This window comes from Paenibacillus sp. N119s (assembly GCF_059447605.1).
Genome location: NZ_JCAJRU010000070.1, coordinates 1 through 21,057, shown reverse-complemented (window position 1 = coordinate 21,057; position 21,057 = coordinate 1). Strand labels below are relative to the sequence as shown.

At 45.6% G+C, this 21,057-nt stretch carries 16 protein-coding genes; 1 reads left to right on the top strand and 15 read right to left on the bottom strand.

The window, feature by feature from the left end:
* From AC5V8P_RS10650 to AC5V8P_RS10610, 9 genes are all read right to left on the bottom strand, one after another.
* Positions 1 to 1,589, bottom strand: a 1,589-nt coding sequence (locus tag AC5V8P_RS10650) for a proton-conducting transporter transmembrane domain-containing protein (RefSeq protein WP_495473629.1), incomplete at its 3' end; no start/stop codon positions are given.
* A gap of 75 nt (positions 1,590 to 1,664) precedes the next feature.
* Positions 1,665 to 2,306: a universal stress protein gene (locus AC5V8P_RS10645; RefSeq protein ID WP_064797937.1), complete on the bottom strand. Its 642-nt coding sequence runs from the start codon at positions 2,304 to 2,306 to the stop codon at positions 1,665 to 1,667.
* Positions 2,307 to 2,842: 536 nt separating this feature from the next.
* Positions 2,843 to 3,817, bottom strand: coding sequence for an aldo/keto reductase (locus AC5V8P_RS10640; RefSeq protein ID WP_064797938.1), 975 nt, complete (start codon positions 3,815 to 3,817; stop codon positions 2,843 to 2,845).
* Positions 3,818 to 4,218: 401 nt separating this feature from the next.
* Positions 4,219 to 6,894, bottom strand: coding sequence for a YhgE/Pip domain-containing protein (locus AC5V8P_RS10635; RefSeq protein ID WP_064797939.1), 2,676 nt, complete (start codon positions 6,892 to 6,894; stop codon positions 4,219 to 4,221).
* A gap of 100 nt (positions 6,895 to 6,994) precedes the next feature.
* Positions 6,995 to 8,011, bottom strand: coding sequence for a hypothetical protein (locus AC5V8P_RS10630; protein ID WP_064797940.1), 1,017 nt, complete (start codon positions 8,009 to 8,011; stop codon positions 6,995 to 6,997).
* A gap of 151 nt (positions 8,012 to 8,162) precedes the next feature.
* Positions 8,163 to 8,771 (bottom strand): DUF2062 domain-containing protein, encoded by a 609-nt coding sequence (locus tag AC5V8P_RS10625; protein WP_063208643.1) that lies wholly within the window; start codon positions 8,769 to 8,771, stop codon positions 8,163 to 8,165.
* Between the two features lie 133 nt (positions 8,772 to 8,904).
* Positions 8,905 to 11,358: a glycogen/starch/alpha-glucan phosphorylase gene (locus tag AC5V8P_RS10620; RefSeq protein ID WP_064797941.1), complete on the bottom strand. Its 2,454-nt coding sequence runs from the start codon at positions 11,356 to 11,358 to the stop codon at positions 8,905 to 8,907.
* 46 nt (positions 11,359 to 11,404) lie between these two features.
* The gene (gene glgD, locus AC5V8P_RS10615; RefSeq protein WP_064797942.1) at positions 11,405 to 12,508 is read right to left on the bottom strand and encodes a glucose-1-phosphate adenylyltransferase subunit GlgD; all 1,104 of its coding nucleotides are present in this window, start codon (positions 12,506 to 12,508) and stop codon (positions 11,405 to 11,407) included.
* A gap of 23 nt (positions 12,509 to 12,531) precedes the next feature.
* A complete protein-coding gene (locus tag AC5V8P_RS10610; protein WP_064797943.1) occupies positions 12,532 to 13,677 on the bottom strand; it encodes a glucose-1-phosphate adenylyltransferase in 1,146 nt (381 codons plus the stop codon).
* A 254-nt stretch (positions 13,678 to 13,931) separates the two neighbouring features.
* Here AC5V8P_RS10610 and AC5V8P_RS10605 point away from each other — a divergent pair, with 254 nt between their 5' ends.
* A complete protein-coding gene (locus AC5V8P_RS10605) occupies positions 13,932 to 14,069 on the top strand; it encodes a hypothetical protein (protein WP_167669726.1) in 138 nt (45 codons plus the stop codon).
* A 127-nt stretch (positions 14,070 to 14,196) separates the two neighbouring features.
* Here the strand turns inward: AC5V8P_RS10605 and AC5V8P_RS10600 are convergent, their stop codons facing one another.
* The 6 genes from AC5V8P_RS10600 to AC5V8P_RS10575 form a co-directional block, all read right to left on the bottom strand.
* Entirely contained in the window at positions 14,197 to 15,009 is an 813-nt protein-coding gene (locus tag AC5V8P_RS10600) for a DUF3891 family protein (protein WP_064797944.1), read from the bottom strand.
* 135 nt (positions 15,010 to 15,144) lie between these two features.
* Positions 15,145 to 15,945 carry a response regulator transcription factor gene (locus tag AC5V8P_RS10595; protein ID WP_064797945.1) on the bottom strand — a complete coding sequence of 267 codons (801 nt, stop codon included), beginning with the start codon at positions 15,943 to 15,945 and terminating at the stop codon, positions 15,145 to 15,147.
* Positions 15,917 to 17,878 (bottom strand): sensor histidine kinase, encoded by a 1,962-nt coding sequence (locus AC5V8P_RS10590; RefSeq protein ID WP_064797946.1) that lies wholly within the window; start codon positions 17,876 to 17,878, stop codon positions 15,917 to 15,919. Before AC5V8P_RS10590 ends, AC5V8P_RS10595 begins: the two co-directional genes overlap by 29 nt.
* Before the next feature lie 44 nt (positions 17,879 to 17,922).
* Positions 17,923 to 19,569: a type 2 periplasmic-binding domain-containing protein gene (locus tag AC5V8P_RS10585; protein ID WP_064797947.1), complete on the bottom strand. Its 1,647-nt coding sequence runs from the start codon at positions 19,567 to 19,569 to the stop codon at positions 17,923 to 17,925.
* 26 nt (positions 19,570 to 19,595) lie between these two features.
* Entirely contained in the window at positions 19,596 to 20,483 is an 888-nt protein-coding gene (locus tag AC5V8P_RS10580) for a carbohydrate ABC transporter permease (protein WP_064797948.1), read from the bottom strand.
* A 14-nt stretch (positions 20,484 to 20,497) separates the two neighbouring features.
* On the bottom strand, positions 20,498 to 21,057 hold a 560-nt coding region (locus AC5V8P_RS10575), incomplete at its 5' end, for an ABC transporter permease subunit (protein WP_495473628.1).

Genomic DNA, 21,057 nt, shown 5'->3' with positions numbered 1-21,057 from the left:
GCAGCGATAACGCCCAGTGTCATGAATATCTCAGGTGTCCAACCATGCCAGAAATGAATGGAGACACCGAAGGTTTCCATTGGCGACAATAGCTCGTTATAGATCGAGCCCATAGCCGGCTCAATCAGAGAATAAGACAAGAGATCAGGAAATAAGCCGAATACCACAGCGAGTGAAACTAGCAGGACGGGGGAAATTAACAGGCCCAGCGGTGCTTCATGCGGTATTTTATCGAGCTTCTCCGGCTGGATATTACCAGTAAAAGTTTTAAATACAAAAATCATACTGTAAACAAAGGTAAATACACTGGCAATCCATGCAATCACCGGAATTAGAATCATCCACGACTGTGTATTCAGAACATCCAACTCCCGAATATTCAACACAGCGGTAAAGAACATTTCTTTACTCAGAAAACCGCCGAATGGTGGTAACCCTGCCATCGAGAAAGCCCCCATCAACGCCACAGAAAAGGTGACTGGCATTAAGGACATTAAACCGCCGAGCTTGCGCAGATCCCGAGTGTTCACCTCGTGGTCGACAATACCAACCACCATAAATAGAGAGCCTTTAAAGACGGCATGGTTGATCAGGTGAAAGATGGCCGCCGCAGTAGCCGTCGTATAGAATAACGACTCCTGTGTATCGGAAAAAAAGGCAGAAGCCGATCCCAGCCCGAGCAAACACATAATCAGACCAAGCTGACTAATAGTGGAATAGGCAAGCAGAGCTTTAAGATCTGTTTGTTTAATCGCTTTAAATGATCCATAAAAAAGCGTGACCAGACCTGAAAGTGAAACCAACCAGAACCATTCGGACTGTCCAGCGAATACGGGGCTAAGACGTGCCACAAGGTATAACCCCGCCTTAACCATTGTAGCTGAATGCAAATAAGCACTGACAGGTGTCGGCGCCTCCATGGCATCGGGCAACCAGATGTGAAAAGGAAATTGTGCAGACTTAGTAAACGCCCCCAGTAGAATCAGCAGCATCGCCGGAATAAACAACGGGGACTCAGTCAATAAGCCGACTTGGGCTATAATCTCTCGAATGCTGTATGTTCCACTCATTACGTAGAGTAGATTGAACCCCGCCAACATCGCCAACCCGCCAAAGACAGTAATTAGCATCGACTTCAAAGCTCCATACCGGGATCTCTCCCGTCGGTGCCAAAAGGCAATCAGCAGAAATGATGTAATACTGGTTAACTCCCAGAATCCATATAGAACCATCAAATTGTCAGACAAAACGACACCAAGCATTGCTCCCATAAACATGAGCAAATAGATGTAGAAATGGCGAATCGCTTCCGTTTGCTTATTAAGATAATAAATGGAATACAAGATCACCAAAGCACCCATTCCCGTAATCAGCAGAGCAAATAGCAGGCTCAGCCCATCCAGATGCAACGTAATATTAATCCCAAGTGAAGGCATCCATGATATAGTTGATATCGTATCATTTCCAGCCTGAATGTCCGATATCCTTGTAAGGAAGTACAGAAAAAGAGCTATGGGTACGGGCAAGACTATCCAACCTGTATGAAAGCGCGAAACGCCCTTGGTCAACGGGATTAGGACAGCCAGCATGAATGGAATCAAAATTGCAACATGCAACACAATCGAGCACTCCCCCTATATAAGTTTACTTTTTTTATATGCCCCCTAGGAATGCGGCTTTACCCATTCACTTTGTAGAATTCTCAAGTACTGGGCTTCCCCATTTCTAACGATTTTGAATAGACCGCTGTTGAAATCAGTATCCAGCTCACGAAAAAATATTCCTTTTATCGTATCTTCTCCACCAGGCTCTTCGCTCAGTACATATTTTCCATCCCGCTTTACCAAATAAGCGGAAAATCCCTTCTCATGCGAGTGCTCTAAAAGCTCGGGATAACGCTGCACAGCCACAATATGAAGATCAATAGGCCCCAGGTGTTCAATTAAATCGTTGACAAAATTACCACGGGTAATCTCTTGCCATAGCGTCTGACTAGACTGACCAATGATAATTTGGGTAACCTTTTTTTCCTGAGCTGTTTCCACGATCACCTCAGCTGTCTTTTTCCCATTGCATTTACGAATTAGAAACGATCCTCCAGCATCTTTTGTCTGCTTTTCCCATCCTGAGAGGAATTGTTCCTTGTTTTGGTTGTATTCAGGATCTGTTGTTGCCTCCACTGTTAACACATATAAAGGAGCCCCGAGTAACCGGGATAATTCGCTGCCTCTTTGAATTAACCGTTGTCCGTGCGGACCATAATGGACACACACCATAATGCTCTCATTGTTCATCTCCGCCATCATTTTCTGTGCCTCCTGTTTCCAATTTAACGAAAAAATACAAAAAGAGCCCGCTGTTGGCAGGCTCCTCCGGGTAAAGCAATATACAATTAGTTTTAATTATATAGTTTACCGGGGAGATAGTAAAGGTAAATTTTTTTGCGTATAGCACCCTGTATAAATGGAGAATATTCATACAGAGGAGTGGTTCATGTGTTGATGCGCAAAATGATGATCTGCACCAGTCTCTTTATCCTATTGCTTATCGTGGGCTGGAGACTTGAACGTAATATTCACACAAAAACAGCGATGAGCAACCAGATGTTACCAGCAAATAAAAGTTACAAATTCCAATCAGCTCATTTCACTGAACCTGTCCTAATAAGCATTCCCTTTCTCCCCAGGGAGTATGTACGGATAGTACGAAAGATTAACGAATAGTTGTTAGTTTTTCCGATTAGTATAAAAACAGCAGCTCAAGGAGACTACTCCAGATCTGCTGTTTTTTTTGGGAATTATTCTCAAAAAGAATGTTGCTTAATCATAAGTAAGAGATATGCTTACCAAGCGTAGGCTTCTGGCGCAGGTTTTCCTGGACCTGGGAAAATCTCATTTAGCTTGGCAAGCACATCTTCACTTAATTTAACCTCAGGTACCCGCAGAGCATCCTCTAGCTGTTCTAATGTCCGTGGTCCGATAATTGGAGCCGTCACGGCTGGACGGGATAGCACCCAAGCCAGGGCAATCACATCTTCCTTTTCGCCCAGTTCACGGCACAACGCTGCAAATTGCTCCAGCTTCGTACGATTCTGCTCTACCTTTTCCTTGGCACGTGCGCTACGGGAACCTGTACCTGCTAACGCATTGCGTCCCAGCAGTCCGCCCGCCAACGGGCTCCATGGAATTACACCCAGACCCAACCCTTGAGCTGCCGGTAATACTTCAAGTTCAGCGGAACGCTCGTTCAGATTGTACAAATGCTGCTCCGATACCAATCCCAGAAAACGCCGTGCCTTCGCTTCAGCCTGAGCCACCGCAATATGCCAGCCTGCAAAATTACTGGAACCGATATAACCAACTTGTCCCCGATCCACTACGGACTCGAATGCGCCCCACAGCTCATCCCATGACACGTTGCGGTCAATGTGATGCATTTGATATAGCTCAACATGGTCTGTTTGCAGACGTTTCAGCGATGCATCCAAATGACGGCGAATTTTGTAAGCAGACAAGCCTGATCCTGCATTGGGTCCGTCATTTTCATTTTTCATGTCCCCGTATACCTTGGTCGCCAATACGACCTTCTCGCGTCTTCCGCCGCCTTGCTGGAACCACCGTCCGATAATTTCTTCTGTCCAGCCTTTACGGTCATGGCCATATACATTAGCCGTATCAAAGAAGTTAATGCCCGCATCCAGCGCGGCATCCATAATTTTGAAAGCATCCTTTTCTTCTGTTTCCGGTCCGAAATTCATTGTGCCCAAACATAACCGACTAACCTTCAAGCCCGACTTTCCTAAGTATGAATATTCCATACCGTCTCCCGCCTTTGCTTATGGATTTTTTTAATGCCGCAAAAATTGCACAAAAAAGACCATACCCAGTTTATTCACCAGAACATTCCCCTTTGAAACACCCAAAAATACATTTTTAGGGTTGGACGGCGCATGCAAAAAAGCCTCCGCACCATGCCGAAGCATTACATGCGAAGGCCAAATCCCCATAAAACCCGCCGAATGTTAAAAAAAGTGACTTTACGGCGGATGCCAGCGAAGTGGAGGATTTGAATCTGGAGAAGCGGAGCGTTCGCCTTTGCCACGGGATTCTAGCCACTTCATGTCTTATTCAACCCAAAGAATCCCGTGGCAACAGCGATCGTAAGATCAAATCCTTCTCGGAGCCGTCAACTAACCACTGTAACTCACTTTTTCAACAATCAAGGAATCAATTTGGTTTCTTTCGCTCGCTCAGCCATTTTCTTCGTAGTTTTGCTGAGCGGCTTCTTAAGCCCTAATCCAAACAGGAAGCAAATTCCGATAAACACAAACAGCATCACTACATCTCGTGTGACCGTTGATGGCAACATTCCTCCTACCGTTTCCCGCAGCAGACTAACTGCATAAGTAAACGGTACGATCGGATTCAAGGTCTGAAAAAATGTTGTACTCGTCGCAATGGGAAATGTCCCTCCTGAGCTGGAGAATTGAAGCACCAGCAGGATGACTGCCAGACCTTTCCCGATATTGCCGAACACCGAAACCAAGGTATAGGTCATGGCGGTAAACACCAGACTGATCAGCATAGAGGACAGTACAAATGCTACTTTGGCATCCACGTATGTTCCCAGCAGGAACAAATCACCGAGAGATACGCTCAGCGCCTGAAAAATACCAATTGTGGAAAATGTCATGAGCCGTCCGAAATATACTTGGTAGCTTTTATATTGTCCTTCCGGGTCATCCACATCTACCCTGAACATGGAGACCAGGAGCATCGCCCCTACCCAAATCGACAATGTAGTGTAAAAAGGCGACATCGCAGACCCGTAGTTAGGAATCGGGTATATCCGCTCCTGCTTCAGCGATACTGGACTACCGAGAAAATCACTTTCTTTTTTTACATCCCCTTTAAGCAACGCGATCGTTCTTCCAAGCGCATTTTCACCCTTAAGCTTGCGGATGGTGTCTGCAGCCTGGCGTATGGAATCCTCGGCAGCCGGAAGATCAGTTCTGACAAAATTGGCTACCTGGTGTACCGCTTTTTCAGCCTCTGGAAACTTGTTTTCAATTAAGTCTGCCATTTTAACAAACTGTTGTTCCGCCTTCGGCAAATCATTGCGGACAAAGTCTGCCGTCTGATGAATTTTACTTTTGACCGTGGGCAAATCGTGCTTCACAAAGTCTGCCGCTTTGTTCACAGCATTCGTAAACTCACCCATGCGTCCCTGTATCGTCGTCGCTGCTTCATGCAGCTTTTGACGATATTGTGGCAAGTCCTGCTGGAGACGTGTTAGCTCTTGCTGCCCGAATTCCGTGATTGCTTGTGCGTCATTTAATAGCTTTTCAATATTGGGGAGCTGCTCTTGAGCTGTGGCCAGCACATTGGCTGAATTGCGGGCGACCGATTTGATTTGATCCAGCGCCTTTTGAATAGCAGGTGCATATTCCGTATCATAATTGTTCAAAATGCCGTCAATTCCACTACTGATTTCGCCTGCAAGGCGATCAGCGTCATCCAGCAGATTTTGGGCAGGTTTCTCGCCACGCTGAATAGCATCCCTGATACTAGTGACCGTGCTGTTCAATCGGCGAAAACGGTCCTCTACCGAGTTTACCCGGGAAATAAGTGAATTCAGAGGTTGGCTAGGCAAATATCCGTTTACACGGTTCAACAATTGAGAAATATGATCCAGCACACCTATGGCAGTCGTTAGCCTGCCGCTAATCCGATTCGCCGCGGCTTGTGCGGCTTTAGAATCAAAATCCACACCACGAATGATGCCTGTAATTTGTGAAACTTCATTCGCAATTTGTTGCACCAACTGTAAGTCTTCTTTAACTACAGTTCCGATCGAATCAAGCGCACCCTCGTTTTTATCCAGAAAGTCGATTATACCGATTGTAAAATCCTTGCCTGTACTGGCTATTTTTTGTACTTCCGGCAGGGCTGTTTGAGCAGCATTAATGACCTTAAGGGCTGTTTGCGTGTCCTCCAAGGCGGTGGCCAGTGCGCTTTCTACCTTACTGAAATTCTGATCCAGTTCAACAATTCGATCACCGGCTTTTTGAATATCAGGCAGTCTTTTTTGAATATCCAAAATAACTGCGCCCACCTTATCCAACTCAGGCAGGTTTTTATCTATTTTAAGCACCAAGTCGCCAGCGCGGTTAATTTCAGGTATTTTTTCCTTCAAGGCAATGATCTTTTGTCCTTGGGCCTTAATTTTGGGTAAATTCTGCTCCAGCTCCAATGCCTGCTTACCCAACCGATCAATATCAGGCAATCGATTGTTCAGCTCTAGCACCCGATTTTCAATGTTGCGAATCGTCGGAAGCTCCTCTTCCAGCTTGACTCCGGCTTCCTTTAATTTCGTCAAAACCGCCTGACTGGCCGTTTCAATAAAGTTTTGACTAATTTGGTTTGTCAGAGAGGTTGCCCCTGAGGAGGTGATTTTCGGAGCTACTGCATTGATTTTTTCATTCACAGCATAATCAATTTCCGGCTTTTGCGGATTTTCCGTCAACACACTTGTAATTTTCTCTGAAAAATCCTTCGGAATCAGCAGGCTGGCATAATAATCACCGTTCAGCACCCCTTTTCGTGCTTCTGCTTCATTGACAAAAGTCCAACCCAGCTTCTTGTTATTTTGAAGGCTATGTATAACCTCGTCACCGATATTAATCTTTTTACCATTCACCTCAGCACCCTGATCTTGGCTGGTTACTGCAATTTTAATACCAGATGTATTCGCATACGGGTCCCACATCGCTTTCAAATTCACCCATGCATAGACAGAAGGCAAAAGAATGATACCAATGACTAATAAAGTCCCGGTCGATACTTTGAATACATTTCTCCAGTCTGTTAAGTAGATTTGCCATATCTTCCGCAACTTCACCACTCCTCATATGTACATTAACCTTTCGTCCAGTGTTGTATGCACACGTATTGTATACGATTTGAGCGGCAGAAGCGAATGTAGGACCCTTTACTTAATTCCGAATTCCATTTGCAGGCATAGCTTCTAGTGAGTAAAATACGCCCTTTTTATTGATTTTTCCCACAACCGTAGCTGCACCTTTTTTCAAGAATGTATATTCGTTTTTCTTTATTTGCACAGTATATCCCTTCAGATTAATTCCAAAAAGAGATTGTACTTTCGACTTGGCAGCTGAAAGTGCCTGATTTTTACTGAGCTTGGGCTTAGCAAATGCTTTGGCAAAATCCTTATCTCCGTCCCAGTCCATGCCATACCCATTTTTTACAGCCCATACTTTACCGGTTTTCACGCCGATCAGCACAATGTTAATATCATCCTCATCCCTGAAGTGCCAGACGGTATCGTTGTTCTCCTGCTGACGAAGCGTATATTCAAACGGTTGGGTTGTAGGAATGCCCAGTGTTTTTAGCGAACGGTTCGCTTTGTTGGTCAGGGCAGCTTTAACGTCATTGAGTGAATACAAAAAACTGGCCATTATTTTATTTCCTTGATCAAGGTGAATATAAATGCTTTGGTTTTTCCCCCATAGCACCCAGTAATTTTTGAATCCTCCTTCGTCAATCGGGGAATATACACGCCAGAAGGCCTCCGTTTTGAAAACTTTATCAGTATCGAATGTTTTCAGGAATGACGCAACTTTACTGCGCAAATCAGGGGGCATCACCTTATCCATATCAGCGGCCTTATAAATGATGCTGGTGGACTGCACGATTCCTTTCTTGGAGTCATAATTTTGGATGAAATCTGCATTTGCTGTCCCTTTCAAGGTACCGTAAACCGCCCATGCGTCAGTGTACACACTTGTAAACTCTATTGTTTGTTTCCCTGCTAATGTGTTTAGGACATCCGTTAGACGCTTAGTGGCGGTTGGGTCCAAGTTAACAGAAGTTTGTGCATTTGAAGCTGGGGTTGTGGCAGCAGCGGGTTGCTGTGCCATTGCCACTGGAGCCGTTCCCAACAGGATTGAGAGTGCTGCGACTGTAGCTGTGATAGAATTCCATTTGTTCATTTCGTCGATTCCTCCTGTGTCTATATAAATACTCATAGGATGAAGTACACATAATCCTTAGACGTGACACAAAAGTAAAAAGTTGCATAAATCCAACAGAAGCTCCTTAGGCCTAAAGATAGGCTTAAGGAGCTTCTTCTTTTGCATTAAATTAGCCATTCTTCAGCAATCGGGTAGGCGAAAATCCTGCGCCATGACGCAGCTTCCGTTTTTCCAACCGTTTGTGGAGCGAACGGTTATACAAAACCTGAATGACAAAATACGAGATTATACCCAGCACGATCCCGAAAATAGACATGCCGATCAGGATGTGGAGACCTCCGTGCAGCAAGTCTCTGAATACAGACCAGTTGCCGTGAAAAAGCTCCATAAAAGAATGCTCGTGAAGTCGACCGCCCCTGACATGTACCGGATAATGTGATGGATAGATCCAAGCTCCCAGTTGCTTGGCGAATGGCATCAGTACAATCGGTAAAAAGGTCAGCTTGCCTACAACGTTACCCACAATGGCCGCAGGCAGCGAACCACCAGACAACCGAACAATCGGATAAAACACGAGGTATACCAGAGAGGCCGTGGAAATCACGATCATTTCCAGACCAAAGCCAATGGCGAAGCCCAAAGAGATCTTTTTAACTCCTCCAGGGGCGCGCAACAACTTGATAAAATTCAGACGAATTGCCCGCCATATATTTTGAAACACGTTGTACTTCTTCTTTGATTTATGAGATTTGAGCCTTTTCGGATTGAACTTTATCAATAGGAGGACTCCTTCAACAGTACAAATTCAAGTTCAGAAATGAGGTCAAACATCCCCCATCCTTACTTAGTCTATACTGTCATTATAACCCTCAGCGTTTGAAAAGCAATGCTATTCCGCCTGTTTCGCTATTTTAAAACACAATTCGCTTATTGACATTGCTGGATAGAGGTACAAGGTCCCAAATCTCAGCCGCGTATTGCTGAATTGTGCAATCACTGGAGAATTTTCCGGAATGGGCCATATTTACAATAACACGTCGTGTCCACTTCGAGGGATTTCGGTACACCTGCTCAATATGAGCCTGCGTATCTACATAGGCTGCAAAGTCTTTAAGCACAAAGTATTCATCATTATGGTCAATCAGGGATTGATAAATGGCCTCAAATTCCCGTTCATGCCGTGTAAAAGGAGCATTGTTTACCAGTTGATCCAGCACTTCACGTAGCCTTTCATCACTGTTGGCTATTTTGCGTGCCGAATACTGGCCGTTCCGGTAATATTCCTCAATCTGATCGACCTTCAATCCAAAAATAAACATGTTGGCACCGCCTACCATTTCGTGCATTTCAACATTAGCACCGTCCAATGTGCCCAGAGTCAGCGCGCCGTTCATCATAAATTTCATGTTACCTGTACCTGATGCTTCCTTGCCTGCTGTAGAAATCTGTTCACTGACATCCGCCGCAGGAATAATCAGCTCCGCCAGCGAGACCGAATAATTTTCAAGGAAAACGACTTTCAGCTTGTCCTTGACATCTACATCCCGGTTGATGGTGTCCGCCACATTGTTAATAAGCTTAATCGTCTGTTTGGCAAGAAAATAACCGGGGGCTGCTTTCGCACCAAAAATAAACGTGCGTGGCGTCACATCCAGTGCAGGATTAGTTTTGAGCTGGTTATATAGATGCATTACATGCAAAATATTGAGCAATTGTCGCTTATATCCGTGCAAACGTTTGACCTGCACATCAAAAATGGAGGATGTATCCAGTCGTACACCCTGTTTTGCAAACACATGCTCAGCAAGCCTGATCTTATTATTTTGCTTAATCGCCTGAATCCGTTTTTGGAACGCCTCATCCTCACTGTAACGAAGCAGGTCGATGAGCTCACGTGGATGGGTTCTCCAGCGTACACCGAGCGTCTCATCATACAAGCTTGCCAGCTCCGGGTTGGCGTGCATCAGCCAACGGCGATGGGCAATCCCATTTGTTTTATTATTAAACCGGTCAGGATACAGTTCATGAAATGATTTCATTTCTCGTTCCTTCAAAATTTTCGTATGCAATGCAGCCACTCCGTTAACGCTATAACTGCCGACGATAGCCAAATGAGCCATGCTAATTTGTTCATTATGAATAATCGCCATTTCACCAATTTTGATATCCTGACCCGGATAACGCTCTAATAACATAGCGCAATAACGTTTGTTCATTTCCTCAATGATCAAGTAAATTCGAGGCAGCAGTTCCCTCACCATGTTGACAGGCCATTGTTCCAGCGCCTCACTTAATATCGTATGATTCGTATATGAAACGGTCCGTGTTGTAATATCCCACGCTTCATCCCAGCCCAAGCCCTTTACGTCTATCAAAATACGCATCAGCTCCGGTATAACCAGCGTCGGATGGGTATCGTTAATGTGCAGTGCTATTTTATCGGGCAACTGGCTGTAAGGTAAACGAAGCTTCTCAAACGTACGCAAAATACTCTGTAAACCAGCCGAGCAGAGGAAATACTGCTGCTTCAAGCGAAGCAGCTTGCCCTCATAATTGGAATCATCCGGATAGAGAAAGGCCGAGATGGATTCTACTGATCGATTGTAGTCGAGAAAACGGTAATAGCCGCCCTCGCCTCGAATCGGTCCCCGCACGGGATCAAGTGCCGATTCAGCACTCCAAATCCGCAGCGTATTTACCTGCGCATGACCATAGCCGACCAGCGGAATATCGTAAGGGACAGCCCAGACCGTTTCGTCATCCCGTGTCTCGAACACAAGGCGTCCATCTTGTTCACGGGTTTCCACGCGGCCCCAAAAATGAACCTCGACCTTTTTGTCAGGACGGCGTTCCTCCCATACATTCCCTTTTTGTAGCCAGTAATCCGGCAATTCAACCTGATTTCCGTCCACAATACGCTGCTCAAACAGACCATATTTATATCGAATCCCACAGCCATGTCCTGCATAGCCAAGGGATGCTAATGAGTCCATGAAACAAGCCGCCAGACGGCCAAGACCACCATTGCCTAGCCCAGCATCCGCTTCCTGGGCTTCGATTTCCTCCAGATCCCAGCCCAATTCCCCTAATGCCTCTCGAACCATATCCAATACGCCCAAATTCAGCAGATTATTGCCCAATAGACGACCTATTAAAAATTCCAGTGAAAAATAATAAACCTGCTTCTCTTGACCTTCTTTGTAGGCTTGATTTGTTTCGGCCCAATTCTTGCCAACTTGTTCACGAATCATGCCACCTAATACCTTATATACGTCTTCCGACTGAGCCTCCTGCATCGGTTTACCCAGCCTTCCGACCAGTTGCTCTCGAAAAGCCTGCTTAAATGCTTCTTTATTGCTGAACAAAGTTGTACCTCCTGTTAATTCCGTTTTTATGGCTAAGTATGATCTTTTAAATCACGCTATTCTTAGCAATCACATAGGGAACTCTACTGTCTCCAATCAGAGTTCGATCTGCTGAAAGCTGCACGTCTTTATCAAGAACCACATTCTGCACAACTGCGCCTTTGCCAATCACACATTTTTGCATAATAATCGAGTTGCTTACGCACGCACCCTCCTCTACCTGTACGCCACGAAAAAGAATGCTATTCTCGACCTTGCCCCCAATAGTGCAGCCGTTGGCAACAAGGGAATGATCTACCTCGGCGCTGTACGTATAGCGAGTCGGGGCTTCATACTTGATTTTGGTATGCACCGGCTGATTCTGGAACAGGGCTTGATATTGCTCCTGATCCAGCAGTTTCATGCTATTTTTATAATAGCTCTCGATGGAATTGATAACTGCATGATAACCTTCATAGCGATACGCATAGATGCGCAGTCCACTTGGATTTTTCTGAATCGCATCGCGAAAGAAATGATTATCCTGATGGGCAATGCAATGCCTCACTTGATCCAGATACAAGCTTTTGTCCATCACAAACATTTCCAGATAAATATTATGATGATCCTGCTCCTGATGAATACCGGTCACTCGTCCGCTCTCATCAATCTCCAGCCGTACACAAGGGGCATGCTCCGTTTCGAGTTGGTGGATAGGTTTATAAACTAGGGTGACATCTGCTTTCTTTTCCAGATGATACCGATATACATCCTCTATATCAACCTTGTTGATATGCTGAGTTCCTGCATGAACAATGGTTTGCCCTGATGAGCGATGGAAAAAGTCCAGATTGTTGTGCACATGCTGCAAATCCCCACGTGAAGCATCCGTCGGATCGTTCCAGTCCGGTGGTAATATAAACAACCCGCCTCTTCTGCGGTCTAGATCCCATGGCCGACCTTCACCCAAATGATCCAGCAGCGAACGGTATTTGCGGCGGATAAACAGTGCAATATCATGCACCCCTGCATGCATCATATTAGATAAGGTAAAATCAATGAGCCGATACCGACTAGCAAAGGGTACTGCAGCCCCGCACCGGAAATAAGTCAACTCCTTCAATTGATCCAATTCGTGATCCAGGTTGATCACTCCAATGAGTCGGCTCATAGCGGACACCGTCCTTATCCGAGTTATATTCGTGCATGAAGCTGGCTTTCCTGATCGAACAAAATAATTTCATTCAGATGATCTTCAGGTCCAATGACTGCGTTGTCTTCAATAACCATGTTCTCATTCACGATCGCCCGATGAATACGTACATTGCGTCCGATTTTTACATTCGGCATAATGACAGAATCGGTAATAACACTCCCTTCACCGACTTCAACTCCATAAAACAGTACAGAGTGTCTTACCTCTCCATCCACCATGCAGCCTTCATTTACAATGCTGTTTTTCAGGATTGCCCGATGGGTTATATACTGGGCAGGTTGATTGGGACTACGGGTATAGATGCGCCAGAAAGGGTCATTCAGATCTAGCGGCGGGTCCTGAACCAGCAGATCCATATTCGACTCCCACAAGCTCTGAACGGTGCCCACATCTTTCCAGTACCCGGCAAACGGATACGCATACAGCGACCGACCATGCTGAAGCAGTAGCGGAATGATATCCTTGCCAAAATCATGTGAAGATTCAGAATCGCTTGCGCTTTCCAGTAAGTAATGACGCAATATATCCCATTTGAATAAATAAATACCCATAGAGGCCAATGTACTTTTCGGCTGTTCAGGCTTTTCCTCGAAGTCATATATTCTCAGGTCCTCATCGGCGTTCAGGATCCCAAACCGTTGGGCCTCTTGAATGGGAACATTGATGACCGAAATGGTGCAATCAGCTCCCTTTTCCTTGTGGTAGTCGAGCATTCGACTATAGTCCATTTTATAAATGTGATCCCCTGACAGAATGAGCACATGCTCCGGGTCATACTGGTCCAAGAAATGCAGGTTCCGATAAATCGCATCCGCTGTACCCCGGTACCAGTTGTTTCCATTTTCTTTCTCGTGTGGTGGTAAAACGAAAACTCCTCCATCCAGGCGGTCCAAATCCCAATCGCTGCCTACGCCGATATAGGAATGAAGCACCAACGGTTCATATTGGGTCAACACCCCAACGGTGTCTATTCCTGAATGAGAACAGTTACTGAGAGGGAAATCAATAATACGGTAAGTTCCTCCAAAAAACACTGCTGGTTTGGCTAATGTACGGGTCAGTCCTTTGAGTCTTTTGCCTTGTCCGCCGGCCAGCAGCATGGCAACCACTTCCTTCTTTCTCATAACAAAGACCTCCCTGTCATGTGCGTCTGAAGCCATTGTGGCAGGATATTTAATAATATCCATTAAACGTGAAAAGACAGTCGTAATCGTTTCATTACCGAAGGAACGGGTAAGATGTGATGGAAAGGGTAAATGATAGTTATGCGGAACGAGTGCAAGGAATCACTAAATCGTAAAATCCTGTTCATCATTTCACATTTTGGATGCTTTTTAGGCATTAGTGTATGACAGCATGATCATAAGGAGGCGTATTGATGAAGAATAAAAAATGGATTGTAGCGGCATTGGGAATGGGTGTTACGTATCTGATGAAAAATAAAGGAGCACGCGATAAGCTATTGGATAAAGTACAGACGATGGTCAACCGTACAAAAACATCTGCAAAATCGTAATTGTACAATTTTAAATAATAAACAAGCGAGCCTCTCTGAATAATAGTTCAGGGAGGCTTTACTCTGACGCCACTATACATCCGAACAACACATAAGATCATCGGTTCAAGGCTGTATCATTAGACAGTCAGGCATTCTCCTTCTGTTCTCCCACTTCCATGTTATGTTTAATGGTAAAGGTTCGATGCGTGCATCCGGAGGCACGGTATGCTTCCAGAAGACCCAAGGAGCGAATGTTCTCTTTATTCACTTTCTTGAAAGTATGAGTAATCTCTACCTTGCCCTTAAAAGGAAAAAAGGACAGACCTACCGTCTGATCCGATAGCCACTCAGCCCGAACCCGCCCGCTTTCATGACGAACAGCCGGGAAGCTCAAACCTTCAGCAAACCACTCATAATCCGCTGTAGGGGTACCCGGCTCTCGGCTGCATAGAAACAGACTTAATTCGTCGCAAAACAACATTCTCCGTACATCTGTCCGCACTTGATGGTCGAAGGTTACACCGCATGTCAGCTCCTGTCTGAGCCTTTGGCGGCGCTGTTCCTCCGCTTCTTGATAAGCATGCGTAACCTGCTTGTCCTGAGCTTTTTCATGCTCGGTCCGTCCGACGAGCTCCTTGTACATCAAGCTGCACAGCAACGCCGCATACGTATTCTCTTGCTCGACTTCATCAATTCCGAGGCGGTAGAAAACAAAACGTGGACTGAGCGGAAAATCAATAAACGTATAGGGGGCAGACACATAATCATTCCAAAAAGGAGCAGCGTCGAGCCTAATCCATCCCCGGTCATGCTCCCTTGCTGCATATATAAAATCCTGTTTATGACGTCTATTTTTAAAGGCACTGTCTTCCCAGTGTGATGCCAACTCACCTGAAATGCGGGCATGGTCATGCTGGGTCGTCATGATATAAGCTTGATCCGTTTCATAAATAACCATATGCTATCCCCTTCCGTTTGGCGTCTATCTGATATGTGTACAAACTTTCTGATCGAAGGCCATGGTTATGTGTATCTTCATCTATTATATCAGGATAAGGGTAAAAAGGCAGTGAAGTTTTCTCCTGCCTTATCCTCAATTACCCTTTAAACTCTTTAATCGAAACTGCTGCGGAGTCATCCCCTCCAGCTCACGGAACACCTTGTTAAAATGCTTGGTATTGTCAAAGCCCACGGTAGCCGCAATTTCATAAATTCTGCCCTCTCGACACTCCAGCAGCTTTTTGGCTTCTGCAATGCGCAGCTTCTTTAAATATTGAACAAAACTAAGACCTGTATAGGCTTTGAATGCCTGGCTAAAATACGTATAATTCAAGGATACTGAATTGGATACTACCGCCATATTCAAATCATCGCTGTAATGAGCATGGATGTACTGGATGGCTCGCGTCATACTGCCGCTTCTATCAGCAATCGCACTGGCAACGCCCGTTCTCCCAGTCACTCTATCTATCTGGCCGTTATCAACACCATCGTTTAATAGAGCGTTCCTTTGCTGCAATTCTTCGTTCAAAATTGCTAGCGCACCGAACAGCTCCTCTCTCACAATCGGCTTCAGCAAATATTCCCGTGCTCCGCAACGAATCGCTTCGCGCGCGTATTGAAATTCGTCATATCCACTGAGAATGATTACCAAAGGCCTGCGTCGCGGCTCCAGCTTGCGAATATGCTGCATCAGCATAATTCCATCCATTATCGGCATACGGATATCCGTTATCACCAACTCGGGTAAAAACTGTGTTACCTGCTGCCAGGCTTCCTTTCCGTCCTTGACCAGCATACATTCATATAGACCGGAATATTCCCGTTCGATCATGGCTTGAAGCCCCATTCGAATGTTCTTTTCATCATCCGCAATTAGCAGCTTGGTTGTCATGCTTCGTCCCCCTTGTGATATGACGTCTAGGCAAAATCAGGGTTACTGTAGTTGATTGTCCTGGGATGCTGTCCAGTTTTATACCATAACCTACACCATACTGCATACTCAAACGGCGATGCACATTAAACAAGCCGATCCCTCCACTCATCCCATGCTCGCGGGAATCCATTTCCGTCTGCACCAGCCCAGCCATGATGGCGTTTTTTCTTTCTGCAGATATCCCCACTCCGTTATCCTGTATACGCAGCTCCACGATATCCTCCTTGGCGTATGCTTCAATGGTGATGCACAATGGGCCTTGTAAAGCACTCCAACCGTGTTTTATCGCATTTTCGACTACAGGCTGCAGCGACATTTTCAGCATTTCCAATTCCATAAACGTCGACGACAGGCGAATGTCCAACTCAATCTGGTTGTCATGGCGAATGTTCATAATGGCCACATAATGCTGAATGTGACGGATTTCATCCCGCAACGCGACACATGGCCCGGACCATTGGAGATTATAGCGCATCATTGAACCTAGGGAAGTGAGAGCATCTGACAGTGGATACTGCCGCTCGATTTCCGCCATCATTTTCAGATTTTCCAATGTATTATAGAGAAAATGGGAATCAATCTGATGCTTGAGCCCTTGTAGCTCTGCCTCCTGAGCAGCAGCCTGCTTGTGTACAGCCTCAGCAATCAGCACGTTAATCCGACCTAGCAAACTGCGAAAATATAGTGCCAGCTCGGCGACTTCTCCCCGCCCATATACTGGAATTTTAAGCTGGAAGTCGCCCTCCTGCTGAACTTTTTTCATAGATTCACGCAGTGTATGCAGTTGTTTGAGAATAAGAGCGTGCAACGTATACGAAATGACGGACATCAACAAAATTAACATACTAATAATGAGCAGCATGGCATTGCGCTTTTGACGGAGATCACCCAGCGGACCGTCCAGCGCCACTACATTTAGCAGATACGCATCCAGCCCTTCTATATAACGGTACAAACCAAGATAAGGCTTATTCCCATAGGTAAAGTCAAAAACACCACCCTGTCCCTGAACGCGGGACTGTAACAGATGGTGCACATCGGACAGAGGGATAGGAATGGGACCGGATTGAAAGGAATCGGCAGCAATGTTAGTAGAAGACACTGATTTCCCACCGTTTGAGATAGAATTCTTGCCGTTCAGAATGAACATTTGCCATGCATATTCACGTTGCGGGGTACCGAATACTTTAGGTGAAAAGAGCTCCAGCCTCATGCTTGTTTCTACCAAGCCTGCGTGTTTTCCCCCACTAGCCTGAATTTCACGCAGCAATGCCATATACCGTACCGCTTCACTTTCCTGCCCTGCTTGCCCCTGCAATAAGCTCTTAGGTCCCTTATATATATCCCACCATATTCTTCCTTGCTGATGTTGAGCCGTTGTCAGCCAGGAAGTTTTAGGCAGGCGTGATTCATTGAAAATCATAGGCCATATTTCATGTGCCTGGGGATTACTCGTATACAGCCGGATATTCTCAATGTTGGGATTGCTGTAGAGCAAATGCTGTAAATTGGGAAACACATTTAAGTTAAATTGAACCAGCTCATCGCTGCTTATTTCACGTTCCTCGGTTAGATAATGAAGTACGTTGCGATCTGAAATCGCAAGCTGGGCGGTCCGCTCCATAATTTCCATATTACTGTGAATCTGGGCCAGTTCTGTATCGAGTACATACTGATTTTGTACGGTAATGTCGTGCATGGTGTTCTCGTACAATTGATGAAAGGTATAAAGCGAGAACACTACAACCGGGATTAAAATGACTCCGATATAAGCGACAATGAGCTTGACTTGAAGAGAGCAACCGCCTAGCTGAACGGCCGTATCCGTCAGCCACTGCCATATGTGACGGCGCAGCAGGCTCTTCATCTGAAAACGTACACGGCCTGACATGAAATCACATCCTCAGCATTCAATAGATAAAGTATTAAACAAAATCATTTCGTGAACTCTTCTATTTTCTTAAGGTTTTCCTCATAAGCTTTTTGCTGATAAGCCAATACCTTGTCATAGCCTGCTTTTCTACGGTCTTCCAAAAACCGAGCAAACAACTGGTCAAATTCCTCATCCGAGGAAGCCAGCAACAGCTTCGGTAATGCCTTACCCCAAATTTTGTCTATTTGGCCTGACGCAATGCCTTCTGCTGAAGTTCCAGTCGGTTTGATATTTTCATATTGGGAGAAGCTGTGAGTCTTGCCTTTCGTCCAATCTTCCGGCTGCTTATACGGTTCGACGCTGGGCGGCGCCCACTGCAAACTCATATTTGTATCCATCAGCATCCAGAAGGTGGAGGAAGCGCCATACTTTTTGTCAAAAGCAGAGCGATCCTTGTTCAGCAGCTCCAGTACCTCTGGCTTGAAGGCTGGCTTACCGTTAACTGTGTCCCACAGCTTTCCCTGCTCCCCCAGATACAGATCACGGTTCCCTTCCTCACTAATCAGATAAGTCAGAAATTCAATAGCCCGCTCCTTGTCTTTCACATCCTTCGAAATAAGTGTCACTGTCCATCCGGAAATGCCCGGCCCAGCCAGCGTTGGCGGCTCCAGCTTACTGTTGGAAGGTCCATCCACTGCAATGTAGACGGAGTTGGGATCTTTCGCATGCAATGTCACCTGTTGTGTAGCAAAATCAGAGCGCTGATATAGCATGGCAAAATAACGTCCCTGTGCCACCTTTTCTTCCATTTGCGGACGTTTGTCGATAAATACATCCTTGGCGATCAGGCCCTGCTCATTGGCTTGGCGGAATGTTTTGAGCCAGCGAATGTACTCTTCGTCCGACCGACGGTCATACAGCTTTCCGTCCTTCTCATGAGGAATAGCTAGAAAATTGAGTAAATAGTCTTCAAAAGAATAATTTCCGTTATCCGTAAATTCGTGAAACCCTATCGGAATCAGCGGCTGACCGTTCACCTCCGGAAATTTCTCTTTCGCCTTTTGAAGCGCTTTCAAAAATCCTTCCGGTGTTCTCATATCCGGCTTGCCAATCGCCTCGTACATATCCTTACGAACCATAAATGTTTGATTGGAGACAAAATTTTGGCCGTATTTTTGGTAATCCTGCGGTGAAGAGGACGCGTTAGGATACCCATATACATTTCCGTCTGTTTGACGATACCAGGACATTTTCGCAGGATCAGCCACTTTAAGCAGATACGGATCGTATTTCTCAGCCAGCTTATTAAGTGGAAGGACCATCTTGCCCTCAATCATTTTCTTGACCGCATCTTCTCCCCAACTGAGCGTGACAAAATCAGGCAGCTTGCCGGAGGCGAGCATGGTATTCAGCTTTTCATTTTCATTTCCTGCGGGTACGATAAAATTAACACTGACCCCGGTCTTTTGTGTCACATACTTCGAAGTCATATCCGTCCCCCACTTGTTTGGAAACCAGGAAAAATTCAAATACCAGTCAAACGTAATCGGCTCTGTATCCGCCTTCCAGCCTGGCGCATCTGCCGTAGCCTTGGTTTTCTCGTCCTTCAATTCCGTGGCAGCGCCATTTCCACCCGACGTACATCCCGCGAGCGGACCTATCAGCAGCACGACGGCCAACAGCCCCTTCTGCCATTTGCGAATGTTCATCATAAATCTCCCCTTTGAATGATGTGCTATCCCTTGATCGAGCCGATCATTAGCCCTTTGACAAAATATTTTTGCAAAAATGGATATACAAGTACAATCGGTAAAGTCGTTATAACCATCGTCGCCAGTTTAATGGACTGCGAAGTAACAGACTGGGCGACAATTCCGGGTGCGGCAGACATCATTTGATTTGAGCTGGATTGGGCAACAACCCGGTACAAATACGTCTGAATCGGCTGAAGATCTGTATTATTAATATAGATCATTCCAGTAAAATAATCGTTCCACTGGTACACCCCATGAAACAAAGCAATTGTCGCTACTACTGGCATGGATACAGGAAGCACAATCCGGCAAAAGATGCTGAAGTCGTTCGCTCCATCTATTTTCGCCGCTTCCTCCAGTGCATCCGGCAGCTCCCGAAAAAAAGCCATAAAAATAATAAGGTCAAAAAAGCTGAACATCGCAGGAATAATGTACACCCAAAAGCTGTCCAGCAGCCCGAGATCACGAATCAGCAAATACGTTGGAATCAAACCCCCGCCGAAAAACAGGGTAATGGTGCCGATCAGCATATACAGCTTGCGCCCGATCAGCTCTCTACGGGAATATGCATATGCAATCATGGCGGTAAAAAACACATGTACAATCGTACCGATTAGCGTCTTGGCGACCGTCACTCCCATCGCAGTCATAATGCCGCTGTTGGCAAATACAGCCTGATAGCTGCTGAGACTAAAGAGTCTCGGCCACCAGTAAATGCCGCCTCGCATTGCGTCTGTCCCTTCGTTAAATGAGTTTACCAGCACATACCACACGGGATATAACGTCACAAAACAAATGACCAGCATAAAAACGTTGTTAAATAAATCGAATATCGCTTCGCCTGCTGTTCTGCGTCGCAATAGCTGCATACATCCGTCCTCCTTCAAAATAGAGAGGTATTATTCATCCGTTTGGTTACAGAATTGGCTATCAGCAGCAAAATGAGAGCAAGAACCGATTTCAGCAATCCTACCGCAGTAGAATACGAAAAACGTCCCTGCTGAATGCCCACTTGATATACATAAATATCAACTACATTACTTGCACTTTCATTCAGCGAGTTACGCAGGACAAGAATTTGATCAAAGTTAGAGTTCAATATGCCGCTGACCGCTAAAATAAACAAAATGGATATTGTGCCCTTGATCGCAGGAAGTGTGACATACCACATTTTCTGAAACCGTCCTGCTCCATCAATGGTGGCCGCTTCGTACATGTCTGTAGATACGCCCGCCATTGCTGCCAAATAGATAATGGCTGACCATCCAAGCTCCTTCCAAATATCCGAACTGACGACGATAGTCCAAAAATAGCCCGGCTCCGCTAAATAACTAATCGGCTGGTCGATCCAACCCCAAGCTAGTAACAGTTGATTGATCAATCCGGTATCTGCCAGCCACGTGGTTAAAATCCCGCCAAGAATGACCCATGATAGAAAGTGAG

Excerpts from the sequence above, each read along its gene's own strand:
- AC5V8P_RS10645 (WP_064797937.1), bottom strand. The coding sequence starts at position 2,306 with ATGATGGCGGAGATGAACAATGAGAGCATTATGGTGTGTGTCCATTAT.
- AC5V8P_RS10640 (WP_064797938.1), bottom strand. The coding sequence starts at position 3,817 with ATGGAATATTCATACTTAGGAAAGTCGGGCTTGAAGGTTAGTCGGTTA.
- AC5V8P_RS10630 (WP_064797940.1), bottom strand. The coding sequence starts at position 8,011 with ATGAACAAATGGAATTCTATCACAGCTACAGTCGCAGCACTCTCAATC.
- glgD (WP_064797942.1), bottom strand. The coding sequence starts at position 12,508 with ATGAGCCGACTCATTGGAGTGATCAACCTGGATCACGAATTGGATCAA.
- AC5V8P_RS10610 (WP_064797943.1), bottom strand. The coding sequence starts at position 13,677 with ATGAGAAAGAAGGAAGTGGTTGCCATGCTGCTGGCCGGCGGACAAGGC.
- AC5V8P_RS10605 (WP_167669726.1), top strand. The coding sequence starts at position 13,932 with ATGAAGAATAAAAAATGGATTGTAGCGGCATTGGGAATGGGTGTTACG.
- AC5V8P_RS10600 (WP_064797944.1), bottom strand. The coding sequence starts at position 15,009 with ATGGTTATTTATGAAACGGATCAAGCTTATATCATGACGACCCAGCAT.
- AC5V8P_RS10595 (WP_064797945.1), bottom strand. The coding sequence starts at position 15,945 with ATGACAACCAAGCTGCTAATTGCGGATGATGAAAAGAACATTCGAATG.
- AC5V8P_RS10590 (WP_064797946.1), bottom strand. The coding sequence starts at position 17,878 with ATGTCAGGCCGTGTACGTTTTCAGATGAAGAGCCTGCTGCGCCGTCAC.
- AC5V8P_RS10585 (WP_064797947.1), bottom strand. The coding sequence starts at position 19,569 with ATGAACATTCGCAAATGGCAGAAGGGGCTGTTGGCCGTCGTGCTGCTG.
- AC5V8P_RS10580 (WP_064797948.1), bottom strand. The coding sequence starts at position 20,483 with ATGCAGCTATTGCGACGCAGAACAGCAGGCGAAGCGATATTCGATTTA.